Genomic DNA, 23,470 nt, shown 5'->3' with positions numbered 1-23,470 from the left:
TTCGCCAAAGAACCTCAGCGCTTCTCGGGGGTGTGCACAACCAGTACCGGGCAATGCGCGTGGGCCACACAGGCAGAACTCACCGAGCCCAGCAGCAGGCCTCCGAAGCCGCCATGGCCCCGCCTTCCGACTACGAGCATGTCGGCATCCCGGCTCGCGTCAATGAGGGTATTCCTCGGGCGTCCCTGCACCAGCTTGGTTTCGACGTTCGGCGGTGTTTCCGTCCCGAACGCCTTGGCCACTGTTTCCTGGAGGATCTCCCCGGCACGCACGTCGAAGTCGTTGATTCCCATGGCCACGTAGCCGTCGTACACGGGCGGGTAATCCCAGCATGCCATCGCGACGAGCTGTGCTCCAAGCTTGTCCGCAAGCCCGTGTCCCTGTTTCAGGGCCTCCACTGAGGCCTCTGAGCCATCGACTCCAACAATGATCGTCCGGACGTCCTTGGCCTCATTCATGTCTTCCCCTTTCGAGGGCGGATATCGCGGGAGGGCCCCGGCGGACAGGCAGGTGTCATTCAAGGATGTGTGCCGGAACCCGCCGTCGCTAGGGCCTAAAGTCATAGCCGCTGTGGGTCCAAGGACCCTTGCTGCACTTAGCGCCGTCAACGAGAATTGCAGAGCCGGATGACGGAAACCGGGTCCGGACAGAGATAATGGGATCTGCACCGCTCCGGCAAGCCGGTTGCGGACCGATTATGGCAGCTCCGGCCGCCGGACAGGAGGACCATGATTCCTCGGGCAGACTTAGGTCCCTCCGCGCCGGACATGAACAGCGGCCTCATCCGTGTGTTCATCCTCGACGATCACGAACTTGTCAGGCGGGGGCTCCAGGAGCTTCTGGAAGGCGAGGGTTTCCAGGTCGTGGGCAGCTCAGGTTCCGCTGTCGAGGCAACCCGTCGCATTCCTGCCCTGCATCCCGACGTCAGCGTGCTCGATGCCCGCCTTCCGGATGGAACGGGCATCGAAGTCTGCCGGGACGTCCGGTCCGTGGATCCGAATCTCAACTGCCTGATCCTGACGAGCTTCGACGATGAGCAGGCTCTGCGCGGTGCCGTACTCGCCGGAGCCCGGGGATACGTCCTGAAGGAGATTGGCGGCACCGACCTGATTGGCGCCCTGCGCCGCGCGGCCGCCGGAGAGTCGCTTTTCGACGACGGCGTGGCGGCAAGCATCGTGGAAAGCCTTGTCGCACCCCAGCAGGTGGATCCGAGGATCGCCGGCCTCACCCCGCAGGAGCGGCGTGTCCTGGAACTGGTGGGCGGCGGCCTCACCAACCGGCAGATCGCTGCCGAAATGTTCCTGGCGGAGAAGACCGTCAAGAACTATGTGTCCTCGCTACTGGCAAAACTGGGCTTTGAACGGCGCACGCAGGCCGCGGTATATATAGCCAACAACTCGGTGCCGGCGCCGTCTGCTTCAGGGCACGCCGGTGCGGCCCATTCAGCCGCGGCGCACGCCGCCGGCAGCGACTCCGACGGACACCGGCGCTAGAGCGGAACCGACCACACCAGGCTGGTTCCGGTGTCCGGAGCGCCGGTGATGGTGCAGGTGCCGTTCAGCATCCTGGCGCGCTCCTCCATGTTGTTCAATCCGTTGCGATTCGCGGAATCCTTGAACCCGCTGCCGTTATCGGTCACCAGAACGGTCATCCTGCCATTCAGGGCCGAGACGGAGACCTCGATTGAATCAGCTCCGGAATGCCGGATGGCGTTGCTCAGCCCCTCGGAAACAACGGCCACCACATGGTCGGCCTTTTCCTGCTGGACAGAGTCAACCGGGCCTTCCAGGCTGAGCCCCGGCGCAAAGGGCATGGACTTTGCAGCGCTCCGCGCGACACTCCGCAGCCTCCCGCTGAGGAGTTCGCCATCGCCGTTGCCGGTCCTGAGCGAGTAGATGGTGTCGCGCAAGCTGCGGATGGCCTCGTCCAGTTCACCGGTGATGGCACGGATCCTCTCCAGTGCAAGGTCTTCCTTCGTGAACCGGTTCAGGCTCTGGACACTCAGCCCTGCGGCGAAGAGCCGTTGGATCACGAGGTCATGGAGGTCGCGGGCAATCCGGTCGCGGTCAGTGAAGACCAGCAGTTCTTCCCGCAGCCGGTGGACCCGGGCCAGTTCAAGCGCCAACGCCACATGGGATCCGAAAACCGCTCCCATCTCCACATCAGTGCGGCCGTACGGGCCCGCAGTGGCGTCCCGGACGAGGAGGAGCAGGCCGTGGTGGGCTCCTTGGGTGCTGAGCGCCACTGCAAGCAGCGGACCGGCCACGGTCCCCTCCAGCACTCCCAGCACGTCGGCGGCGTTGTCCACGAGTAGCGGGTCCCCGCCGGCAAGCACCCCCTGGAGGACTTCCGAATCCAGGCACAGCGTCAGGCCGGCGAACAACTCCGAGCCTTCACCGTCAGCGCCGGCAACGACATATCCCACGCCGTCCGCGGCGGGTTCCACTATCAGGGCCAGTCGGGACCCGGACTCCCGCAGCGCCCTGCCTGCAATTGGATCAAGGCCGGCAGACGACGACGGTTCGGTCCCCAGCATCAGCCCGGAGACATCCATGCAGGCCTCAAGCCATTGTGCGCGCCGGCGGGCGTCATCATATAGCCGTGCGTTCTCGATGGCGACACCGGCAGCGGCCGCCAGGGCCACGGCCAGCTCCTCGTCCTCGACCGTGAAGTCGCCGCCGCCCTCCTTCTCCGTCAGATACAGGTTTCCGAAAACAACGTCCCGTACCCGGACGGGAACGCCAAGGAACGACTGCATGGGCGGGTGGTGCTCGGGAAAGCCGTACGCCTCGGGGTGGCTCCGCAGGTCATGGAGCCGCAGCGGCCTCGGATCGGTGATCAACAAGCCCAGCACCCCATGGCCGGTAGGGAGGGGGCCGATCCGTGTGGCCAGTTCGCCGTCAATCCCTACCGTGATGAAGTGACTGAGGGCCCGGTCATCGCCAATGACGCCCAATGCCCCGTAGCGGGCGCGCAGCAACTGGCAGGCGGACTGAACGACACGCTCCAGGACGGCGTCGAGACTCAAATCCTCCGCGACTGCCACGACCGCTTCAAGCAGGCCGCCCATTCGCTCCTGGAACTGGAGGAGTTCGCCGGCCCGGGCGACGAAATCCTTCAGCAGATCTTCAATCCTCGTACCGCTCGCAGCCGTGTACCGTTCGGGACTGTCGCCATCAGCATGCATATCCACAACCCAACTCCTGAGCGCGTACGGCCGCTCCGGCGGCGTGAGGCCAGAATACCGTTAAGCAGTTCGTCCCGGGGCAGAGGTCGTCGGTTTTCCGCGGCATGGGGACCTTGGGCCCTAGCTTTCCGAAGGTTCCCTGGCTTAGGCTCGGCGTCATGAGCACTGATCCGAAACCCGGCGCCGAGCACCCACACGAAGTCGAAAACCTCGACAATCACGAATGCTGGCGCTTGCTGCGCAGCGTCTCCGTGGGCCGGCTGGCCGTCTGGGTCGAAGACCACCCGGACATTTTCCCCATCAACTACAAGGTGGACCACGGGACACTGGTGTTCCGCACGGCCGACGGCACCAAGCTGCAGGCAGCCACCGGCGACACCCCTGTAGCCGTCGAGGCCGACGGTGTGGACGCGGACAGCGGCGTCGCCTGGAGTGTCGTCATCAAGGGGCAGGCAGCTCCCGTCAAGAACCAGCAGGAAGTTCTGGACACGGTGGGGCTACTGCTCTTCCCGTGGCAGGCCGGCAAGAAAGAGCACTTCGTGCGCATTACCCCGGATGTTGTCACCGGTCGGCGTTTCAAGGTCACTCCCCCGTTGACCTGGTGGACGCCGCTGGACGACGCCACCAGGTCCGGCTACGAGTAAAGCGTGCCGGCCTAAGCCAGACGGGTGATTTCCACGCTCACGTTCAACGCGGAACCGCCGCCGCCCGACAGGATGCCCTTAAGCGGCGGCACATCCCGGTAGTCGCGGCCACGTGCCACAGTGACGTGGAAGTCACCAGCGGGTTTGTGGTTGGTCGGATCCCAGCTGCGCCATTCACCGTCCCACCATTCCAGCCACGCATGCGACTGGCCGGCCACCGTCTCGCCGATGTCCGCCGTCGAACGCGGGTGAAGGTAACCGGAGACATACCTGGCGGGAATTCCGCAGCTGCGCAACGCACCGACGGCGAGGTGCGCCAGGTCCTGGCATACCCCCTGGCGCTGGCCCCAGGCCTGCGCCGCGTTGGTGGTGACCCCGGTGGAGCCCTTCATGTAGGTCATCTCTCCGCGCATCCATTCGAAGATGGCCATGGCGGACTCGTAAGGGTTCCTGCCTTTGACGATCCCCGGAATGATGCCGAGGACTTCATCCCCCGGACCACTCAGCCGGGACTGCGGGATCCAGTCGCTGAACTGGTTGAGCGTCTCAGGCGCCTGCAGCACCTCCCAGGAGACGATGTCACCGTCGGCCGGAACGCGCTCCACGCGGTGGACTTCCACCGTAGTGGTGGCGACCACCTCAAGGTACTCATGCGGCATCTGCATGTCGAAGGCAGTGACACGCGTGCCCCAGTAGTCGCGGTAGCTGCTTACTGCGGCCTGCGACGGCGCAACCTTCATGGACGATTCCAGCACCACCTGCTGCGGATCCGTCAGCGGTGTCATGCGGGCCTCGTTGTACGAGAGCGTGACGCGCTTGTTGTACTTGTAGCCGGTTTTGTGAATGATGCTCAGCCGGGTCATGAAACTTCTCCCACCCAGGCCAGTTCGTCCGCCTGATTGAAGTACTTACGGGAAATGGCGTCGGACGCCTGCGACACGGCCTTCTGTACGCGCTCCATGTGCTCCGGCAGTTCGGACATGAGGTCGTCCGTGCGGTGGAACTCCAGGAACGTGCGGGCCTGGCCCACAATCCGGCGTGCATCATTGATGAACCCCACGCGCTGTGCGGACGGGTCAAGCTTTGCCAGGCACTCGTCGGCGTCCCGCAGGGCGTAGACAATGGAGCGCGGAAACAGCCGGTCCAGCAGCAGGAATTCTGCGGCGTGCTGGTCGCCGAATGCAGCCCGGCGCGTCCGGAGGAACGACTCGTAGGCACCGGCACAACGGAGCATGTTGACCCATGACATGCCGGCGGAAAGCACATCGCGGGTGGAAAGCATGCGGGCCGTCATATCGGCGCGCTCCAGGGAGCGCCCCAGGGCGAGGAACAGCCAGCTGTCATCGTGGCTGACGGTAGTATCCGCCAGGCCGCTCACCATGGCCGTGCGCTCCAGCACCCAGTGGCAGAACCGGTAGGTGCCCACCACATCCTTGCGGTGCTGGTTCAGGCCGTAGTAGGTCGTGTTCAGGCTCTCCCAGAGTCCGGAGGAAACCGTTTCGCGGGCGCGGCGGGCGTTTTCACGGGCAGCACCGAGCGAACCGGCGATCGACGTTGCACTTTGTTTGTCGTAGGCGAGGGCGTGCAGCAGTTCCTCAAGGCCGAACTCATCGCTCTCGGGCCGGGCTCCCATGACAGCCAGGAGTTCCCGGGCAACGTTGTCCCGCTCTTCCGTGGGCAGGTGGTTGAGGCGCTCAAGGTGGACATCCAGGATGCGCGCGGTGCCGTCCGCGCGCTCCACATAGCGGCCGATCCAAAATAGGGACTCGGCAATACGGCTAAGCATTTGCGGCTACCTCCTGCGGGTCCGAAATCTGCATGAACATAAAGGGGCAAACTGATGCGGGCTGCACCGGCGGGCGGCGGCTCACTGCTGCTGCTCCGTCTGGCGGTCGCGCCAGTTGCTTTCGACCGGCCACACTGAAACGCGTTCCCGGACGGTGACGGACGGCCTTGGCAGGGCTTCCACCGGAACCTCCGGAGAGTCAGAGAGCACCCAGGTGTCCTTGGACCCGCCGCCCTGGCTGGAATTGACGATCAGCGAACCCTCCTTGAGGGCCACGCGTGTCAGTCCGCCGGGGAGCACCCAGACGTCGTCGCCGTCGTTGACGGCAAACGGCCGCAGGTCAACGTGCCGAGGGCCAAACTTATCACCGCTGAGGGTGGGAACCGTAGACAGCTGCAGGACCGGCTGGGCAATCCAGCCCCGGGGGTCGGCGATGACGCGCTTGCGCAGCGCGTCGAGTTCCTCCTTGGACGCATCGGGCCCGATGACCAGGCCCTTGCCGCCGGACCCGTCCACCGGCTTGACCACCAGTTCATCCAGCCTGTCCAGGACGTGCTCGCGCGCCTCCTTCTCCTCCAGCCGGAACGTGTCCACGTTGGCGATCACGGGTTCTTCGTTGAGGTAGTAGCGGATGAGGTCCGGCACGTAGCTGTAGACGAGCTTGTCGTCAGCCACGCCGTTGCCCACGGCATTGGCGATGGTCACGCCTCCGGCACGGGCCGCATTCACCAGGCCCGGGCAGCCCAGCATGGAATCGGCCCGGAACTGCAGCGGATCGAGGAAGTCGTCGTCGATCCGCTTGTAGATGACGTCAACGCGCTGTTCGCCGGCGGTGGTCCGCATGTACACCCTGTTGCCACGGCAGATCAGGTCACGGCCCTCCACAAGTTCAACGCCCATGAGACCGGCAAGCAGCGTGTGCTCGAAATATGCGCTGTTGAACACGCCGGGGGTAAGGACCACTACCGTGGGGTCGTCGACGCCGGAGGGCGCCGTCTTGCGCAGGGCGGAAAGCAGCCGGCGCGGGTACTCCTCCACCGGACGGATCAGCTGTTGGCCGAAAGCCTCAGGCAAGCCCTTGGCCATGGCCCGGCGGTTTTCCAGCACATAGCTGACGCCGGACGGGACGCGCACGTTGTCTTCGAGCACCCGGAATGTTCCTGCAGCGTCGCGGACGACGTCGATGCCGGAGATGTGCACGCGGACGCCGCCGGCCGGCTCGAAGCCGTGGACCTGGCGGTGGAAGTGGGCACTCGTGGTGACGAGCTGGCGCGGAATGACGCCGTCAGCCACCACGGTCATCTTGTCGTAGACATCGTTGAGGAAGGCCTCCAGGGCGCGGACCCGCTGGGCCACACCCTTCTCCAGGACGGTCCATTCGTCGGCCGGGATCACGCGGGGGACGATATCCAGCGGAAACGGGCGTTCCTCCCCTGCGAAGTCGAAGGTGACACCGCGGTCCAGGAAAGTCCTGGCCATCGAATCGGCCCGGGCGGTCACATCGGTGAGGGAAAGCTCACGGAGAGCCCCGGCGACCTGCCCGTAGGACTTCCTGGCTTCTTGGCCGGGGGTGAACATCTCGTCGTAGGCACCGGTGCGGCCGGCGGCCTCGGAGTAATCCTGGAATAGGTCAGACATGGTCATTAGCCAACCACCTTTTTGTTTCGAATTCATTACTGATGCCCATTGTGGCGTGTTGGCGCCACCCCCGCCGGTTCGTGTTTTTCCGCACTGTTCCGGCAGAGTATGTGAGTGCCCTTGCCCAGATTCCCCGCCGCCCCTGAGGGACGGATCTCCGCACGGATCCCACCCCTGGTGCCGGGACTGCTCGCTGCCGTTCTCGCCGTCGGGGTGGCCTTTACCGTACACGCAATGGTGCCGGTCCTGCCCGCCATGACCGCCGCCGTCGTCCTCGGCCTGCTCGCCGCGAATCTCCCCGGCACGGGAACGTGGACGGCGGGACGTGGGCGCGCCGGGCTCGACTTCGCCGGCAAGCACCTGATGAGGGCCGGAATTGTGTTCCTGGGGCTAAAAGTCAGCGTGATGGATGTCCTGGGCCTCGGCTGGCAGTCGCTGCTGCTGATCACGGGCGTGGTTCTGGCAAGCTTCGCCGGAACCTACGGGATATCGCGGGCGTCCCGGCTGACCCGCGACACCTCCCTGCTCATCGCCACCGGCTTCTCAATCTGCGGGGCCTCGGCTATTGGTGCGATGGCGGCGGTCCGCAGGATCCGCCACGTGGACACAGTCCTCCCGGTAGCTCTGGTCACGCTGTGCGGCACGCTCGCCATCGGCGTCCTGCCGCTCCTGCTGCACCCCTTGGATCTAACTCCTGAGGTTTTCGGTGCCTGGACCGGGGCGTCGGTGCATGACGTCGGCCAGGTGGTGGCCACCGCGCAGACCGCCGGAACCGGGGCCCTGGCCATCGCCGTCGTGGTCAAGCTGACACGGGTGATCCTCCTGGCCCCCATTGTGGCGGCAGCGGGCATCCACCAGAGGGCGGCCCTCAGCCGCGGAGCGAACGCAGCCGCCCGGAACGGAGCCGCCCGGAACGGAGCCGAGCCTGCCCGTGCAGCCGAGCCCTTATCCGACATCGACGGCGCGGACGTCAGGATGCCGCCGATTGTTCCGCTGTTCGTCATCGGCTTTGTGGCCATGGTGGGTTTGCGGTCAACCGGCTGGCTGTCCCCCGGCTGGCTGGAAGCGGGGGCCGCCCTGCAGGACGTTCTGCTGGGCATGGCACTCTTCGGCCTGGGCTCTGCGGTTCGAGTGCAAACCCTGCTCCACACCGGTGCCAGGGCGCTGCTGGCAGCCCTGTCGGCATGGCTTCTTATTGCCGCACTGGGCCTTGGGGCAGCCGTGCTCATCATTCAGCCGCACTGATCGCCCGGCCGCAGGGACGGTCGGGCCCGGCCCATGATTCAATAGCGTGGTGTCGAATGAGAACCTGCAACGCGATGAAGCGGCAAACCGCTCAGCCCTGATCACTACCCACAGCTATGACGTGTCCCTTGACGTCCGCCAGGCGCAGGATCCGGGGGTCACGGGTTACACGAGCCGCAGCATCATCACGTTTTCGGCCCGGGAACCCGGCGGGTCCACTTTCCTGGACTTCATCAGCAGCGAGGTGCACAGCGTCTTCCTGAACGGCAAGGGGCTTTCGGTCACCGACGTGGTGGACGGCTCCCGCATCCGGCTGGACAACCTGCAGGCAGAAAACCAGGTGACCGTCACGGGAACAGCCCTCTACAGCACCTCCGGCGAAGGCATGCACCGTTTCTTCGATCCGGCCGACGGCCAGTGCTACCTCTATACCCAGTACGAACCGGCCGACGCCCGGAGGGTGTTCGCAAACTTTGAACAGCCGGACCTCAAAGCTGAGTTCACCTTCCACGTGATGGCTCCGTCCGACTGGCAGGTGGTCTCGAACGGCGCCGAGGCCGGCCGCACGCAACTCACGAGCGACCCCGCAACGAGCCGCTGGGACTTCGCGCCGACGCAGCGGATGTCCACATACATCACCACGGTGCTGGCGGGACCGTACTTCAAGGCGGAGGACCACTGGAGCGGAACACTGGAGGACGGCACCGCACTCGAGGTCCCGCTGGCCCTGTACTGCCGCGCCTCCATGGCCGGATCCTTTGACACCGGGCACCTCTTCCAGCTCACCAAGCAGGGGCTCGGCTTCTTCAACGGCCTCTTCGACTATCCGTATCCGTGGGGCAAATACGACCAGGCCTTTGTGCCGGAGTACAACCTCGGCGCCATGGAGAACCCCGGGCTGGTCACCTTCACCGAAAACTACGTCTTCACGTCCCGGGCAGCCGATTCCCAGTACCAGGCCCGCGCCAACACCCTGATGCACGAAATGGCGCACATGTGGTTCGGCGACCTCGTCACCATGCAATGGTGGAACGACCTCTGGCTCAAGGAGTCCTTTGCCGACTACATGGGCACCCTCGGCGTTGACCGCGCCACGGACTGGGATACGGCCTGGGTGAACTTCGCCAACAACCGCAAGGCCTGGGCCTATGTCCAGGACCAGCTGCCCACCACCCACCCGATCGTGGCCGACATTCCGGACCTCGAGGCGGCCAAGCAGAACTTCGACGGCATCACTTACGCCAAGGGTGCGTCCGTTCTGAAGCAACTGGTGGCCTACGTCGGCTTCGAAGCATTCATAGCCGGCTCGCGCCGGTACTTCCGGGACCATGCGTACGGCAACACCACGCTCACCGACCTGCTGGCGGCCCTGGGCGAGGCGTCAGGCCGCGACCTGGCACTCTGGGCCCGGCAGTGGCTCCAGACCTCGGGGATTTCCACCGTATCTGCCGAGATCAAGGAGCACGACGGCGTGCTGGGCCCGGTAACCCTCGTCCAGGACGCGGTGGACCCCGCCACGGGACGCCAGGAACTGCGCCCGCACCGGCTCCGCGTCGGCCTCTACGATTTCGATGCCGACGGCCTGCTGGTCCGCGTGGACAGCGTGGAAACTGACCTGACCGGCCGGAGCACGGTCGTCCCGGAGCTTGAGGGCAAGCCGGTGCCGGCGCTCCTCCTGGTCAACGACGACGACCTCAGCTACGTGAAGGTGCGGTTTGATCCGCGCTCCGAGGCGACGGCGCGCGCGTCCCTGGGCGCCCTGCAGGATCCGATGGCGCGGGCGCTGTGCTGGACGGCACTCTGGGACGCGGCACGCGACGCTGTGGCACCGGCGGACCGCTACGTTGCAGCCGTGGAAGCCTTTGGTCCTGCCGAAACGGGCATCGGTGTCCTGCTGAACGTGCTGGGCAACGCTTCAACCGCCATCGACCGGTATGTCCCCGCGTCCCGGCGGGCTGCCGTCAGGGACGGTTTCCTGGAGGTGGCTGCCTGGGAACTCAGCGCAGCCCGGCCCGGTTCGGACCACCAGCTGGCCTGGGCAAGGAGCCTCGCCAGTACAAGCAGGAAGGCAGCAGGGCGGCTTGACCTCGTAAGGGGAATCCTGGACGGCACAACCGTGCTCGAAGGCCTTGCCGTCGACCCGGAGCTGCGCTGGAGCCTGTGGCACGCCCTGGCAGCGAACGGACAGGCAACCGAGGCCGAACTGGACGCCGAACTTGGCCGTGACACGACCGCCTCCGGCCGTGCCGGCCATGCCACTGCGCTGGCAGCCCGCCCCGAGGCCGCGGTCAAAGCCGCTGCGTGGGACGCCGCCGTCAGGGGCACCGCGCTCTCCAACCAGCTGCTCAGCGCCACGATCGCAGGCTTCAACACGGCACCTGACGGCCTGCTGGAGCCGTTCGTGGAACCCTACTTCGAATGCCTGGAAGGCGTCTGGGCGGAGCGCAGCATAGAGATCGCCAGCCGGATTGTCCGCGGGCTCTACCCGGCAGGACAAGACCTCGACGGCGGCAGTCCGGACACGAATGCCGTGATTGTCCTGACGGACGGCTGGCTCGCGGGGCATCCGGATGCCCCGCGCGCGCTGCGCCGGATCATCATTGAGCAGCGGAGCCACCTGCACCGTGCCCTTTCGGCACAGGCAGCCGCGCCGCACGCCTCCTAGTTCTTCCGGATCCGGAGAGCTCTAAGGCACCCGGTGCAGCCACTCCTCGGTGCCGAACTTGGCCGCCACGCGCTCATGGGCGGCGGCAAGTTCGGCCTCCGTCAGGACTGATGGCGTTGCCCCGTACCGGCCGCTGAAGACATCCATCATGGCCTCCACGATGTCAGCCCGGGCCAGGCCGGTCTGACGGCGCAGCGGATCCACCCGCTTCTTGGCACTGGTGGTGCCTTTATCCGAAAGCTTTTCCTTGCCGATCCGCAGCACCTCCACCATCTTGTCGGCATCGATGTCGTAGCTCATGGTCACGTGGTGCAGCATGCCACCGTTTGCGAGGCGCTTCTGGGCCGCACCGCCGATCTTGCCCTGCTCCGTGGCAATATCGTTAAGCGGTACATAGAAGGCGTTGATGCCCAGTTTCTCCAGTGCAGCCATGACCCACGCGTCCAGGAACGCGTAGGAATCGGCGAAGCTGATGCCGTCCACCAGGGTCTGCGGAAGGTACAGCGAGTAGGTAATGCAGTTGCCTGCTTCCATGAACATGGCTCCCCCGCCGCTGATGCGGCGGACCACGCTGATGCCGTGACGTGCCACGCCGTCGGGGTGGACCTCATTCCGGACCGACTGGAAACTGCCGATCACCACGGACGGCTCCTCCCAGTCCCAGAAGCGGAGCGTGGGATTCCGGCGCCCTGCGCCCACTTCCTCGGTGAGGACCTCGTCCAGGGCGACATTGACGTGCGTCGGCAGCACGGACGGGGCAATGACGTTCCAGTGGTGGTCCCCCCAGCCTGTCGCCTTCGCCAGCGCACGGCGTACGGCGATGGACACGGCATCGGCGGAGAAACCAAAAAGGACGGCATCCTCGGGCAGGGCCGCGGTCACAGCGGCCGAGATATCCGCGACCGTGGCCGTTTCCGGTAGGCCCGTCAGGGCACGGTTGATGTCGAGCAGCGCTTCGTCGGGTTCCAGGAAGAAGTCACCACTGACGGAAACATGTGAGAAGTGTCCGCCCACGACGTCGAAATCCACCACCACAAGCTTCCCGCCAGGAACCTTGTACTCACCATGGCGACGGCCGCCGTCGTCGTGCGTGCCGTCCGCCGGACGGGTCTCAAAAGGAGGAATTGTCATGCAACCCATCCTGCCCCAACAACGCAAAAGCCCGCATCTTCCAGAAGTTCCGGAAGATGCGGGCTTTCCAATTGACCTTGGGGAGAAGTTGTTACTTCTTGCCGCCGAAGCCCTTGAAGCGAGCGTTGAAGCGCTCGACGCGGCCTGCAGAGTCCATGATGCGCTGCTTGCCCGTGTAGAACGGGTGGGACTCGGAGGAGATTTCGACGTCGATGACCGGGTAGGTGTTTCCGTCTTCCCACTCGATGGTCTTCTTGGAAGACACGGTGGACTTGGTCAGGAACTTGACGCCGGAAGCCAGGTCGTTGAATACAACAGCTTCGTACTTCGGGTGGGTATTGGACTTCATAATTGGACCTTTGTTCGCACAACTGGATTTTGCCAGTTGCCAGGTATGAATGGGATGGGGCCGCAGGACAACGATGAATGCCACAAGCTTGCAAACACCGGGAGTCCGGACCAACACTCAATCCTAGCCTAAACAGGCTCCCGGCACGAAACGGGTGGAAAGCGCGGGCGGGCGGCGTCAGTCCTTCGGGCGCAGTTCCCAGAACGCGACGGCGGAAGCAGCCGCAACGTTGAGCGAGTCAACCCCGGCCCGCATGGGAATCCTGACGGCGAGGTCCACGGCGGAAAGCGTCTCCGGGCTCATGCCCGCCCCTTCCGTGCCGAGAACCAGGGCTAGCTTGTCCAGATTCCGGGCGGCAAGTTCGTCGACGTCCACGGCGTCGTCGGTGAGCTCCATGGCCGCCACGGTGAAACCCTGTTCCTGAAGCACGGCAAGGTCGCCCGGCCACGACTCCAGCCGGGCCCACGGGACCTGGAACACCGTGCCCATGCTCACGCGGACACTGCGCCGGTACAGGGGGTCGCCGCACCGCGGCGAGACCAGAACTGCGTCCACGCCCAAGGCGGCCGCGGACCGGAAGATGGCACCGACATTCGTGTGGTCCACGATGTCCTCGAGGACAGCCACCCGGCGCGCGCCGGCCAGCAGTTCGGGCAGCGGCACGGGCGACGGACGGTGCATGGCCGCCATGGCCCCGCGGTGCAGGTGGAATCCGGTGATGTCTTCCAGCAGGGCGGCGCTGCCTATATAGACCGGAACGTCCGGGAACCGGTCGAAGACGTCGGTGAGGTCCTCAAGCCATTTCTCCGCAAGAAAGAAGGACCGCGGCTGGTGGCCGGCCGCCAGGGCACGCCGGAGCACACGCGACGATTCCGCGATGTACATGCCTTCAGCGGGCTCCCGGAGCTTGCGGAGGTGCACGTCCGTCAGCCGGGTGTAGTCGGAGACACGCGGATCGTCAGCGGATTGGAGATGGTGGAAAGTCACTGGACATCATTTCGGCCGGTCATTTGAGCAGGTTTGCGATCATGAAGCCCAGCGCCACAAGGCCGAGCGCAAAGATGACGCCACGCAGCACCGGCGGTGACAGCCTTCGGCCCACTTTGGATCCGACAACGCCTCCGATCAGGGAGCTTACCGCGATGATTCCCACGACGGCCCAGTTGATGCGGCCAAAAGCGAAGAGCAAGTAGGACGCTGCGGCCACAATGTTCACGCCCAGCACAAGGATGTTCTTCATGGCATTGGCGTTCTGGATGGTTCCGGTCATGAATACACCCAGAATCCCCACCAGCAGGATGCCCTGTGCGGCCACGAAATAGCCGCCGTAGACGCCTGCCAGATAAACCAGCACGATCAGCAGCACGCCGTGGCGTTTGTCCCTGATGGCGTGCTCCGGGTTGGCTTCCCGGTTCCTTACCCACTGCTGGAGCCGGGGCTGGAAGACCACCATGAGGAGGGCGAGCACAATCAAGGCAGGGGCGGCGTAGTGGAACACCTTTTCCGGGAGGTGCAGGAGCAGCCAGGCGCCACTGATGCCGCCCAGCAGCGATGCAGGCAGCAGGCGGAGCAGCTGCTTGCCCCGGCCCGCGAGTTCCTTCCGGTAGCCCCAGGCGCCCGCGGCGTTTCCTGCCACCAGGCCCATGGCATTGCTGATGGAGGCTGTTACCGGGGCAATTCCCAGGGCAATAAGGACAGGAAACGTGACAAGGGTGCCGGAACCCACAACACTGTTGATGGTTCCGGCCCACAGCCCCGCAAAGAAAATGAAGACGCCGTTGAGTAACTCCACGCTCGGATGCCCGCCGGGTTAGCGGCGTGCGGTGGCGGCGTAGCGTCCCGCGTTGACCGTGACGTCGAGGGGCAGCCCGAAGGTGTCACTCAGGTGTTCGGACGTCAGGACGTCGGCGATGGGCCCTGCGGCCACCACCTGGGCGTCCCGCATCAGCATTGCGTGGGTGAAGCCGGGCGGAACTTCCTCCAGGTGGTGCGTCACCAGCACAATAGCCGGGGCAGTTTCGTCGCGCGCCAGTTCGCTGAGGCGGTGCACCAGGTCTTCGCGGCCGCCAAGGTCCAGGCCCGCGGCGGGTTCGTCCAGGAGGAGCAGTTCGGGGTCGGTCATCAGGGCCCGGGCAATCTGGACCCGTTTCCGTTCGCCTTCGGAGAGGGACGCGAACGAACGGTTGAGGAGCGGACCCATCCCCCAGTCGTTCAGGAGCCGGAACGCACGGCGTTCGTCGTCCTTTTCATAGCCTTCGCGCCAGCGTCCGGTCACTCCGTAGGCGGCTGTCACCACAACGTTGAGCACTTTCTCGTGCTCGGGAATCTGGTTGGCCAGCGCGGCGGAGGACAGGCCGATGCGGGGCCGGAGTTCAAAAACGTCAACAGCCCCCAGCATTTCTTCCAGGATGCCGGCCATGCCGCTTGTGGGGTGGAGCCGTGCCGCCGCAATCTGGAGCAGAGTGGTCTTGCCGGCGCCGTTGGGTCCGAGGATTACCCAGCGTTCGCCTTCCTTGACCTGCCAGTCCACTTTGTTGAGGAGCGTTTTGGCTCCGCGGACAACGCTGACGCCAGCCATTTCAAGAACATCACTCATAGGAGTAGACACTAGGACAAAACAGGGCGCGACTGATAACTGATACACCGCCTGACCGATCGCCGTCGGCGACGCCGCACCGGCCGCGATGAAACGAATTCGGGCGCCGCGAAAGCGCTGGCTAAGATTGCAGCCATGAGTTCGAACGTGACTGCGGTCAGCTACGGCGTGAAATTGTCCCCTTCGGAACTGGAACACCTCCGGTCCCTGCTGACCGGATCAGGCGCTTCCTTCTCTGCCGAATCCCGCACCGGCGACCACCGATTTGAGGTGTACACGGTGGATTTCTCGGTGGAATCCTGCACGGCTGCCGAGATCGCCGCACTGCGCCATGAGGTGGCCTCTGCCGGCTTCACCGGAATGGACACGGCAATCGTCCCCGCGTCCCTCCGCGAGGCGCCCCGCAAGTTCCTCATCATGGACGTCGATTCCACGCTGATCCAGCAGGAGGTCATTGAGCTCCTGGCCGCCTACGCCGGCAAGAAGGAAGAGGTCACGGCGGTCACCGAGGCGGCAATGCGCGGCGAACTCGACTTCGCCCAGAGCCTGCATGCGCGTGTGGCGGTCCTCGCCGGGCTGCCGGCCGACGTCGTCGATTCAGTGCGTGCCGAGGTGGAACTCAGCGAAGGCGCCGCGGACCTCGTGGCGGCGTTCCAGGCTGCCGGCCACGCTGTTGCCGTGGTATCGGGAGGGTTCAACCAGATCCTGCGCCCGATCGCGGAGGACCTCGGGATGAATTACTGGATCGCCAACGAACTGGAAATCGTCGACGGCGCACTGACGGGCAAGGTCCTCGGCGCGGTGATCGACCGCGCGGCCAAGGAGAAGTACCTCCGCGAGTGGGCTGCCGCCGAGGGCATCCCCATGGAGCACACCATAGCCGTGGGTGACGGCGCCAACGACCTGGACATGCTCAGTGCCGCCGGGATCGGCGTCGCTTTCAACGCCAAACCGGCCGTGCGCGCAGCCGCCGATGCGGCGGTCAACCTGCCCTACCTGGACGCCGTACGGCACATCGCCGGGGTCTGAGGGAGCGGCGGAGCACCGTCATCAGCGGGGCTCCCGCTTCGACGAAGAGCTTGACGCGACACAAAACTTGCCATGACACAAAGAAGGCCGGGCATCTGCCCGGCCTTCTTTCATGCTTCCACTGGCGGCTGTCTCAGCCTTCCTGGCCGGTGCTCTTGCCGAAGTAATCGGCTCCGCCGGCGTACTCGGTGTGGCCGGTCTCGACGTCGGCGGTGACCATCTTGGCGATCTCCGCGGCGAACTCCGCCACTGAATACAGTTTGCCGGCCTCGGCCCTGCGGGCTTCGATGGCGCCCGGGTTGGACCGGTCAAGCAGCGTGGCGGTGACGGTCCCTTCGATCATGTCCCCCGAAACCACCACGAAGGAAATGCCCTTGTCCGCAAGGTTCGGGATGAGGGCGCGCAGGGCGTCCTCGCCTGCGCGCTTGCTGCGTGCCACCGGTTCGTACTCCGGCATCGTGGGCACGGTATCGATGAAGTGCGCCTGGTGGCTGGTGACGAACACCACGCGGGAACCTTCGCGCATCAGCGGCACTGCTGCATTCAGCATGTTGACCTGGGCATCACGGTTCAGCTTCAGGGCGTAGCCCTCTTCCATGCCCGATTCCATGCCGCCGGAGGCGTTGAGGACCAGGACGTCGAGCGAGCCGAAGTTTTCCATGGCCGCGCTGGCCAGTGCCTGGACACCTTCCTGCGTGGTGAGGTCGGCGCCTACCGCTGCGGCCCGGCCGCCGGCGGCCTCGATTTCAACCACGACCTTGTTGGCCCGCGGGGCCTTCTGGCGGTAGTTCACTACGACGGCGGCACCTTCGGCCGCGAGGAGCTTGGCGACGTCAGCGCCGATCCCCCTTGACGAACCGGTCACAATGGCAGTCTTGTTGTCCAGCAATCCCATTCGAGCTCCTTTGTTCCAAACGTCCAAAATCTGTGGGTCTGCCATCCATCATGCCAGCGGACGGGGAGATTTCAGTTGTTTGACGTCAACAAAGAAGCTGACCCCGGCTAGTTCCGGCCGGTCGCCGGTCATTGCCGGGGCGACGGGCCAGGCCTTTCCGGCCGGCCCGCTGCGCCTCGCTTTAGACGGGGTTCTGCGGTGGTTCGTCGGAGCGGGTTCCCGGCTCAGTGGTGATCTGGATCTTGCGTGTCCCGGCGGCCGGTGGCGCCTGCTCGGGCGCCGGCGCCCGGACTTCGAGAACGCCGTCCTTGTAGGAGGCCGTCACGTCTTCCTCCCGGGCACCCGGGGGCAGCGAGACACTTCGTGCGAACGAGCCGTAACGGAACTCCGAACGGTAGCCGGCCTTGCTCTTATGCTCGGTTTTTTCCTCGCGCTCCGCTTTGATGTGCAACATGCCGTCTGCCACGGAGACGTCCACGTCCTTCTCGGGATCGAGGCCGGGCACCTCAGCCCGCACCACGAGCGTGTTTCCGTCCAGAAACTGTTCCACGCGGATTGACGTCATTGTCAGGTCTCCGTCGAGGAAGCGCCGGATGGGTTCCAGGACGTCCGACGGCGTCCATTTGTTGAGATCGGCCATGATAGCTCCCTAGTCTTGTTCCCCGTGATCTGTGGCCGGTCCGGGTGCGGGTCCGGCCGGTATGCCCATTACACACCCGGCGGCGGGGTGTGTAATGGGCAAAAGGTCCCCTTCATGGCCAGGGGTTTGGAGCGGGTCGGGGTGGCGCGCGTAGGGTTAGTGGCCCATGCCAAGGCCGCCGTCAACGGGGATGACGGCGCCGGAGATGTAGGACGCTTCATCACTGGAAATCCAGCGCACCACGTTCGCCACTTCGGCGGCTTCCGCGAAGCGTCCCGCCGGTACCTTGGACAGGTAGTCCTTCTGCGTGGCCTCCGGCAACTCCGCCGTCATGTCGGTGTTGATGAAGCCCGGTGCCACCACGTTGGCCGTGATGCCGCGGCCGCCGAGTTCGCGGGTCAGCGAGCGGGCAATTCCCACCAGCCCTGCCTTGGAGGCGGAGTAATTGATCTGGCCCGGCGCGCCGTAGAGCCCCGAAACGGAGGAAATCAGCACAACCCGGCCTTTGCGCATCCGGATCATGCCCTTGGACGCCCGCTTGATGACACGGAATGCTCCGGTGAGGTTGGTGTCGATGACCGAGGTGAAGTCGTCTTCGCTCATCCGCATCAGCAGCGTGTCCTTGGTGATTCCGGCGTTGGCGACCAGCACCTCCACCGGCCCGTGCGCAGCCTCGACGGCTGCGAAGGCGGCGTCGACGGAGGCCTCATCAGTGACGTCGGCCTTGACGCCCAGGATTCCCTCCGGGAGCGCCGACTCGCTGCGGTACGTCACGGCAACCTTGTCACCGTTGGCCAGGAATGCCTCGGCAATGGCGAGGCCGATGCCGCGGTTGCCGCCGGTGATCAGGACGCTGCGGCCGGTCGATGCTGCTTCAGTCATAGTTTGCTCCGGGATTCTGCGGCATGGGGCACCGCGGTAAGGGGCGGGATTTTTACTGCCTCCGATCTTAGCCTCCGTTTGGGCGGCACTGGCGAGGGTGAGAGAATTGGGTTAAGCCTTGGGAGCGTGATCAAACAGCCGTGACACTTGCAAAACGACCCGGACCTTCGACGTCCGGTGAACCGGACGTTGTCTCCGGCGATGCCCAGGTGCACAGCATCACGGATGCGGCCAGTGCCCACTCGGAAGAGATGCGCGTACGGATGATCAAGTACGCGGTGGCCATGGGCATCCGCATGGTATGCCTGATCCTGGTGTTCGTTGTTGATGGCTGGTTCAAGGTCCTGCCGATTGCCGGTGCGGTGTTTCTTCCGTGGATTGCGGTGGTCATAGCCAACGGCAGCGACAAAGCTGAGATCCACAGCGATTACCTGTTGGACGCCGCACCGCTTGCAGAGCTCGAAGCACCGGACTCGCCGGCTGCCGTCGCGGACGACGGGCCCACGGTTCTCCAGGGCGAACTCATCGAGGACGAAGACGATATCGACGGCCAGGAACGGGCAGCTTCATGAACATTTTTGACCTGGCCGGCGGCGACGCCGGGCCTGCGGAAACCGCTGCACCGATGTGCTCGCGGAAGGCCTGCCGGGCGGGGGCAACCTGGCAACTGCTGTGGAACAACCCGAAGATCCACACGCCCGAACGCCGCAAGACCTGGCTGGCCTGCGATGACCACCGGCCCTGGCTCGAAGACTACCTCCAGACCCGGGGCCTCTGGAAAGAGACCCTGCCGCTGGATCTTGCCACTGCCTCAGGCAGGGACAGCTGAATGTACCGTTTCCTCTTCTCCAGCAAATGGCTGGGTTATCTGTTGCTGGCTGCGATCTTCGCCACTGCCTGCGTGTTCCTTGGCCGCTGGCAGATGGACCGCAGGGCCGAAACCCTGGCCGAGATTAACCGGGTCACGTCCAATTACTCGGCAACTCCCCTGCCCTTCGCAGCTGCGGAAGCCCAGTTTTCCCGGCTGGATGCCGACAAGGAATGGACCCAGGTGGAGTTGATGGGCCGCTACGACGTCAGCGGCCAACGCGTGGTGCGTAACCGGCCACTCAACGGCCAGCCCGGCTACGAAGTGGTGGTCCCCTTCACACTCACCACAGGACAGACGGTTATTGTGGACCGCGGCTGGCTCCCGATCGGAAACAACACCCCCGGCCGCCCGGATTCCGTGCCGGAACCGCCTGCGGGCGAAGTCACCGTCGTAGTGCGCCTGAAACCAGGCGAGCCGGAGCTTCAGCGTGGCGCTCCCGACGGGCAGCTTGCCTCCATCGATCTCCCGGCCTACGCCGCCCAGCTTGGGTACCCCGTGCTGACCGGCGCTTACGGGCAGCTTGCCTCCGAAACGCCTGCCGCCGCCACCATGCCGTACCCGTTCCCGAAGCCCTCCGTGGAAGAAGGCACACACTTGTCCTATTCCCTGCAGTGGTTCGCTTTCGGCGTCCTGATGTTTGTTGGCTTCGGCTACGCGGCGCGGCAGCAGGCGCGCAATGCGGAGATCGATGCCCAGGACGCCGCCGAGGATGGCGCGCCCGAGTACGCCGTGGCTGCGAACCGGCGCCGCCCGGCTCCCCGGAAGCGCAAGAATCCGACGGCGGAGGAAGAGGAAGACGCCATCCTGGATGCCCAGGGGTACTGACCGATGGGTTTTGACACGATTCCGGAACCGGTGGCCAACGTCAAGCGCACCCTCACCGCGCTTGGCGCCGACGACACCGTGACGGTGTTCGACTCGAAGGTCCCGACGGCGGCAGCTGCCGCCGCCACGCTGGGCTGCGACGTCGCGGCTATCACCAACAGCCTGGTGTTCGACGTCGACGGCGCCCCGCTGCTCATCCTGGCCAGCGGCGCCGCCAGGGTAGACGTCCGCAAGGTCGCCGAACAACTGGGCACGGGCAAGATCCGCCGGGCCTCCCCCGAGTTCGTCTTGCAGCACACAGGGCAGGAAGTCGGAGGCGTGGCCCCGGTTGGCCACCCGGAGAAGATCAAAACCCTGCTGGACGAGTCGCTCAAAACCCATGAGCTTCTCTGGGCAGGAGCGGGAGACCACAACTCGATGTTCTCCATCACCTACCAGGACCTGCGCAGGATCACCGGCGCAGAAGAAATGCCCGTCCGCTAAGCAGCGACGAAGGCAGCCTAAGCCAGCGTAATGAGGTCCAGGTAGTCTTCGTTCCAGTGGTCCTCGACGCCGTCGGGCAGCAGGACAACGCGCTCGGGGTTGAGGGCTTCGACGGCACCCTCATCGTGGCTCACCAGGACGACGGCGCCGGTGTAGTTGCGCAGGGCGCCCAGGATCTCGGAGCGGCTGGCGGGGTCGAGGTTGTTCGTGGGCTCATCGAGAAGCAGCACGTTCGCGCTCGACGCCACGATCGTGGCCAGCGCAAGGCGCGTCTTCTCGCCGCCGGAGAGCACGCCGGCGGGCTTGTCGACGTCGTCGCCGGAGAACAGGAACGAACCCAGGATGCCACGCACCTCGGAGTCGTTCATGTCCGGCGCGGAAGAGCGCATGTTCTGCAGCACGGTTCGGTCGACGTCGAGCGTCTCGTGCTCCTGGGCGTAGTAGCCCACCTTGAGCCCGTGGCCGGCGATCACTTCGCCGGTGTCCGGCTTGTCAACGCCGGCAAGCATCCGCAGCAGCGTGGTCTTACCGGCACCGTTGAGGCCCAGGATGACCACCTTGGAACCGCGGTCGATGGCCAGGTCCACGTCGGTGAAGATTTCCAGCGAGCCGTAGGACTTGCTGAGTCCGTCCGCGGTGAGCGGGGTCTTTCCGCAGGGCGAGGGATCCGGGAAGCGCAGGGCTGCGACGCGGTCATTTTCGCGCACGGCCTCCAGCCCGCTGAGCAGGCGTTCGGCGCGCTTGGCCATGTTCTGCGCTGCGACGGCCTTGGTGGCCTTCGCCCGCATCTTGTTGGCCTGGTCGAACAGGACCTGGGCTTTCTTTTCAGCGTTGGCGCGTTCCCGCTTGCGGGCACGTTCGTCGGTTTCACGCTGCTGGAGGTAGCGCTTCCAGTCCATGTTGTAAAAGTCGATCTGGGCGCGGTTGGCGTCCAGCAGGAAGACTTTGTTGACGGTGGCTTCGAGCAGTTCCGTGTCGTGGCTGATCACGATCAGGCCGCCCTGGTGGTTCTTCAGGAAGTCGCGCAGCCAGGCGATGGAGTCGGCGTCGAGGTGGTTGGTGGGCTCATCGAGGAGCATGGTCTCGGCATCCGAGTAGAGGATGCGGGCGAGTTCCACGCGGCGGCGCTGCCCGCCGGAGAGCGTCTTGAGCGGCTGGTTCAGCAGGCGGTCCGGGAGGGCGAGGTTCGAGCAGATCGCGGCTGCCTCGGCTTCGGCAGCGTAACCGCCTGCCGCCAGGAACTCGGATTCAAGCCGGTCGTAGCGGTTCATCGCCTTGCGCTGGACGGCGGCGTCCTCGCTGGCCATTTCTTCGTGGGCCAGGCGGAGCTTGCCGACGGCGATGTCCAGGCCGCGGACGGACAGAATCCGGTCGCGCGCGAGCTGTTCCATGTCCGGCGTGCGGGGGTCCTGGGGAAGGTAGCCGATCTCGCCGCTGCGGGTGACCTTGCCGGCAGCCGGCAGTCCCTCGCCGGCGAGAACGCGGGTCAGAGTGGTTTTACCTGCACCGTTACGGCCCACCAGGCCGATCTTGTCTCCCTTGTCGATCCGGAAGCTCACCTGGTCCATGAGGAGGCGGGCGCCGGCGCGCAGTTCGAGATCCTGGACGGTAATCAATGCAGCTAAAGCCTTTCACAACAGGGAACGCCGCGGCACAACGGATGGAATCTGGGCGGGGCCGGGGCAGTGTGGCCGAGAGAACGGCCTCTACCAGTCTACCGGCACCGCTCCTTCCGGATTACCTCGGCTGCAGGCACCCGCCGCCATCCATTGGCCATCTTGTCCAGAGCCAGCTCGCTCCGTTAGTGGATCCCCTACAAAATAGGCCCGGCGCCGGAGACGTATCGTCGGAATTGACGGGAATCGGCCGCCGGCGTGCGGCCTCCCCTCCCCGTTGCTTCGCACTTGCACTCACTGACAGGACCTCCCCATGACCAAGACTGACAACGCCGTCACCGGCCAGGCTGCAGCCGGCCGTCAGCCCGGCGGCAAAACGGCCCGGAACCGCTGGAATGCCACGGATCTCGGCCTCATCGCCGTCTTTGCCGCCCTCGTGGCCGGCTCTGCGCTCATCGCGGCCATTCCGGTGGGGGGACTTGGCGTCCCCATCACCCTGCAGACCCTCGCCGTGATGCTTACCGGACTGGCGCTGGGCCCCGGACGGGCGTTCGCCGCCGTCGGCCTGTACACCCTGCTGGGGCTGGCCGGCCTGCCGATCTTCAGCGGCGGACGCAGCGGGCTGGGGATCCTGGCCGGCCCCTCCGCCGGCTACATCATCGGGTTCCCGCTCGCTGCCTTGGCGGTCGGCTGGCTGACCACCATCGTGCTGCGCCGCACCGTGAAATACCGCGGGCTGTTCCTCTTCGCCGCGGCCATGGCCACGAGCATCGTAGTGGTCCACGGCCTGGGCGTGCTGGGCATGATGGTCAACGGCAAGCTGGACCTTTCCAAGGCGTTCGTCCTTGACCTTGCCTACTACCCCGGCGACATCATCAAAAACGTCCTGGCTGTCACCATCGCACTCGCCCTGCACAAGGCATTCCCGGATCTCCTGATCCGCCGTCCCGGTATCCGTAACCCCGGGGCAGGCCAGGCCGGCCACTAG

The 23,470-nt window shown here is 65.3% G+C and carries 24 protein-coding genes; 10 read left to right on the top strand and 14 right to left on the bottom strand.

Annotated elements, in window-relative coordinates; translation table 11 throughout:
- Positions 1-14: 14 nt before the first annotated feature.
- Complete coding sequence (locus ACSQ12_RS11155) at positions 15-458, bottom strand: universal stress protein (RefSeq protein ID WP_436065445.1); 444 nt, start codon at positions 456-458, stop codon at positions 15-17.
- Between the two features lie 270 nt (positions 459-728).
- Between ACSQ12_RS11155 and ACSQ12_RS11150 the strand changes: the two genes are divergently transcribed.
- Positions 729-1,493, top strand: coding sequence for a response regulator (locus ACSQ12_RS11150; protein ID WP_209744728.1), 765 nt, complete (start codon positions 729-731; stop codon positions 1,491-1,493).
- Here the strand turns inward: ACSQ12_RS11150 and ACSQ12_RS11145 are convergent.
- The gene (locus tag ACSQ12_RS11145; RefSeq protein WP_436066987.1) at positions 1,490-3,187 is read right to left on the bottom strand and encodes a GAF domain-containing sensor histidine kinase; all 1,698 of its coding nucleotides are present in this window, start codon (positions 3,185-3,187) and stop codon (positions 1,490-1,492) included. The two genes, ACSQ12_RS11150 and ACSQ12_RS11145, sit on opposite strands and share 4 nt — an antisense overlap.
- A 158-nt stretch (positions 3,188-3,345) precedes the next feature.
- Between ACSQ12_RS11145 and ACSQ12_RS11140 the strand changes: the two genes are divergently transcribed.
- Positions 3,346-3,831, top strand: coding sequence for a pyridoxamine 5'-phosphate oxidase family protein (locus ACSQ12_RS11140; protein WP_436065444.1), 486 nt, complete (start codon positions 3,346-3,348; stop codon positions 3,829-3,831).
- An 11-nt stretch (positions 3,832-3,842) separates the two neighbouring features.
- Here the strand turns inward: ACSQ12_RS11140 and ACSQ12_RS11135 are convergent, their stop codons facing one another.
- From ACSQ12_RS11135 to ACSQ12_RS11125, 3 genes are all read right to left on the bottom strand, one after another.
- Positions 3,843-4,694, bottom strand: coding sequence for a transglutaminase family protein (locus ACSQ12_RS11135; protein WP_436065443.1), 852 nt, complete (start codon positions 4,692-4,694; stop codon positions 3,843-3,845).
- The gene (locus ACSQ12_RS11130; RefSeq protein WP_011691978.1) at positions 4,691-5,617 is read right to left on the bottom strand and encodes an alpha-E domain-containing protein; all 927 of its coding nucleotides are present in this window, start codon (positions 5,615-5,617) and stop codon (positions 4,691-4,693) included. Before ACSQ12_RS11130 ends, ACSQ12_RS11135 begins: the two co-directional genes overlap by 4 nt.
- A gap of 81 nt (positions 5,618-5,698) precedes the next feature.
- Positions 5,699-7,255 (bottom strand): circularly permuted type 2 ATP-grasp protein, encoded by a 1,557-nt coding sequence (locus ACSQ12_RS11125; RefSeq protein ID WP_209748386.1) that lies wholly within the window; start codon positions 7,253-7,255, stop codon positions 5,699-5,701.
- A gap of 234 nt (positions 7,256-7,489) precedes the next feature.
- On the opposite strand from ACSQ12_RS11125, the gene ACSQ12_RS11120 reads away from it, so the two are divergent.
- Both ACSQ12_RS11120 and pepN read left to right on the top strand, forming a co-directional pair.
- Positions 7,490-8,500, top strand: coding sequence for a YeiH family protein (locus tag ACSQ12_RS11120; protein WP_436066986.1), 1,011 nt, complete (start codon positions 7,490-7,492; stop codon positions 8,498-8,500).
- 49 nt (positions 8,501-8,549) lie between these two features.
- Positions 8,550-11,165 carry an aminopeptidase N gene (gene pepN, locus ACSQ12_RS11115; protein ID WP_436066985.1) on the top strand — a complete coding sequence of 872 codons (2,616 nt, stop codon included), beginning with the start codon at positions 8,550-8,552 and terminating at the stop codon, positions 11,163-11,165.
- A gap of 21 nt (positions 11,166-11,186) precedes the next feature.
- On the opposite strand, the gene ACSQ12_RS11110 is transcribed toward pepN, so the two are convergent.
- The 5 genes from ACSQ12_RS11110 to ACSQ12_RS11090 all read right to left on the bottom strand — a co-directional run bounded on the left by ACSQ12_RS11110 (position 11,187) and on the right by ACSQ12_RS11090 (position 15,241).
- Positions 11,187-12,296 carry a lipoate--protein ligase family protein gene (locus ACSQ12_RS11110; RefSeq protein WP_436065442.1) on the bottom strand — a complete coding sequence of 370 codons (1,110 nt, stop codon included), beginning with the start codon at positions 12,294-12,296 and terminating at the stop codon, positions 11,187-11,189.
- Positions 12,297-12,387: 91 nt separating this feature from the next.
- Positions 12,388-12,645 (bottom strand): type B 50S ribosomal protein L31, encoded by a 258-nt coding sequence (locus ACSQ12_RS11105; protein WP_011691973.1) that lies wholly within the window; start codon positions 12,643-12,645, stop codon positions 12,388-12,390.
- A gap of 177 nt (positions 12,646-12,822) precedes the next feature.
- Complete coding sequence (locus tag ACSQ12_RS11100; protein WP_436065441.1) at positions 12,823-13,632, bottom strand: TrmH family RNA methyltransferase; 810 nt, start codon at positions 13,630-13,632, stop codon at positions 12,823-12,825.
- 19 nt (positions 13,633-13,651) lie between these two features.
- Positions 13,652-14,437, bottom strand: coding sequence for a sulfite exporter TauE/SafE family protein (locus ACSQ12_RS11095; protein WP_209744744.1), 786 nt, complete (start codon positions 14,435-14,437; stop codon positions 13,652-13,654).
- Positions 14,438-14,455: 18 nt separating this feature from the next.
- On the bottom strand, positions 14,456-15,241 hold the full coding sequence (locus ACSQ12_RS11090; protein WP_209744747.1) for an ABC transporter ATP-binding protein: 786 nt from the start codon (positions 15,239-15,241) through the stop codon (positions 14,456-14,458).
- 135 nt (positions 15,242-15,376) lie between these two features.
- On the opposite strand from ACSQ12_RS11090, the gene serB reads away from it, so the two are divergent.
- Entirely contained in the window at positions 15,377-16,270 is an 894-nt protein-coding gene (serB, locus tag ACSQ12_RS11085) for a phosphoserine phosphatase SerB (RefSeq protein ID WP_436065440.1), read from the top strand.
- A gap of 133 nt (positions 16,271-16,403) precedes the next feature.
- Here serB and ACSQ12_RS11080 read toward each other — a convergent pair whose 3' ends face one another.
- The 3 genes from ACSQ12_RS11080 to fabG all read right to left on the bottom strand — a co-directional run bounded on the left by ACSQ12_RS11080 (position 16,404) and on the right by fabG (position 18,687).
- Positions 16,404-17,165 carry an SDR family oxidoreductase gene (locus tag ACSQ12_RS11080; RefSeq protein WP_436065439.1) on the bottom strand — a complete coding sequence of 254 codons (762 nt, stop codon included), beginning with the start codon at positions 17,163-17,165 and terminating at the stop codon, positions 16,404-16,406.
- A 181-nt stretch (positions 17,166-17,346) separates the two neighbouring features.
- A complete protein-coding gene (locus tag ACSQ12_RS11075; protein WP_436065438.1) occupies positions 17,347-17,805 on the bottom strand; it encodes an Hsp20/alpha crystallin family protein in 459 nt (152 codons plus the stop codon).
- Positions 17,806-17,961: 156 nt separating this feature from the next.
- Positions 17,962-18,687, bottom strand: coding sequence for a 3-oxoacyl-ACP reductase FabG (gene fabG / locus ACSQ12_RS11070; protein WP_043481540.1), 726 nt, complete (start codon positions 18,685-18,687; stop codon positions 17,962-17,964).
- A 140-nt stretch (positions 18,688-18,827) separates the two neighbouring features.
- On the opposite strand from fabG, the gene ACSQ12_RS11065 reads away from it, so the two are divergent.
- Genes ACSQ12_RS11065 through ACSQ12_RS11050 form a run of 4 tightly spaced genes read left to right on the top strand, consistent with a single transcriptional unit; the run spans position 18,828 to position 20,866 of the window.
- Entirely contained in the window at positions 18,828-19,259 is a 432-nt protein-coding gene (locus ACSQ12_RS11065; protein WP_436065437.1) for a DUF3099 domain-containing protein, read from the top strand.
- Positions 19,256-19,516, top strand: coding sequence for a hypothetical protein (locus ACSQ12_RS11060; RefSeq protein WP_436065436.1), 261 nt, complete (start codon positions 19,256-19,258; stop codon positions 19,514-19,516). Before ACSQ12_RS11065 ends, ACSQ12_RS11060 begins: the two co-directional genes overlap by 4 nt.
- The gene (locus tag ACSQ12_RS11055) at positions 19,517-20,383 is read left to right on the top strand and encodes an SURF1 family cytochrome oxidase biogenesis protein (RefSeq protein WP_436065435.1); all 867 of its coding nucleotides are present in this window, start codon (positions 19,517-19,519) and stop codon (positions 20,381-20,383) included.
- Positions 20,384-20,386: 3 nt separating this feature from the next.
- Positions 20,387-20,866, top strand: coding sequence for a YbaK/EbsC family protein (locus tag ACSQ12_RS11050; RefSeq protein WP_436065434.1), 480 nt, complete (start codon positions 20,387-20,389; stop codon positions 20,864-20,866).
- A gap of 17 nt (positions 20,867-20,883) precedes the next feature.
- Here the strand turns inward: ACSQ12_RS11050 and ACSQ12_RS11045 are convergent, their stop codons facing one another.
- A complete protein-coding gene (locus ACSQ12_RS11045) occupies positions 20,884-22,482 on the bottom strand; it encodes an ABC-F family ATP-binding cassette domain-containing protein (RefSeq protein ID WP_043481529.1) in 1,599 nt (532 codons plus the stop codon).
- A 313-nt stretch (positions 22,483-22,795) separates the two neighbouring features.
- On the opposite strand from ACSQ12_RS11045, the gene ACSQ12_RS11040 reads away from it, so the two are divergent.
- Positions 22,796-23,470 carry a biotin transporter BioY gene (locus ACSQ12_RS11040; RefSeq protein ID WP_209744772.1) on the top strand — a complete coding sequence of 225 codons (675 nt, stop codon included), beginning with the start codon at positions 22,796-22,798 and terminating at the stop codon, positions 23,468-23,470.

This window comes from Arthrobacter sp. LjRoot14, assembly GCF_964253905.1.
Classification (GTDB): Bacteria; Actinomycetota; Actinomycetes; order Actinomycetales; family Micrococcaceae; genus Arthrobacter.
The sequence above is the reverse complement of the archived record's forward strand: the minus strand, read 5'-3'. Positions and strand labels throughout refer to the sequence as shown.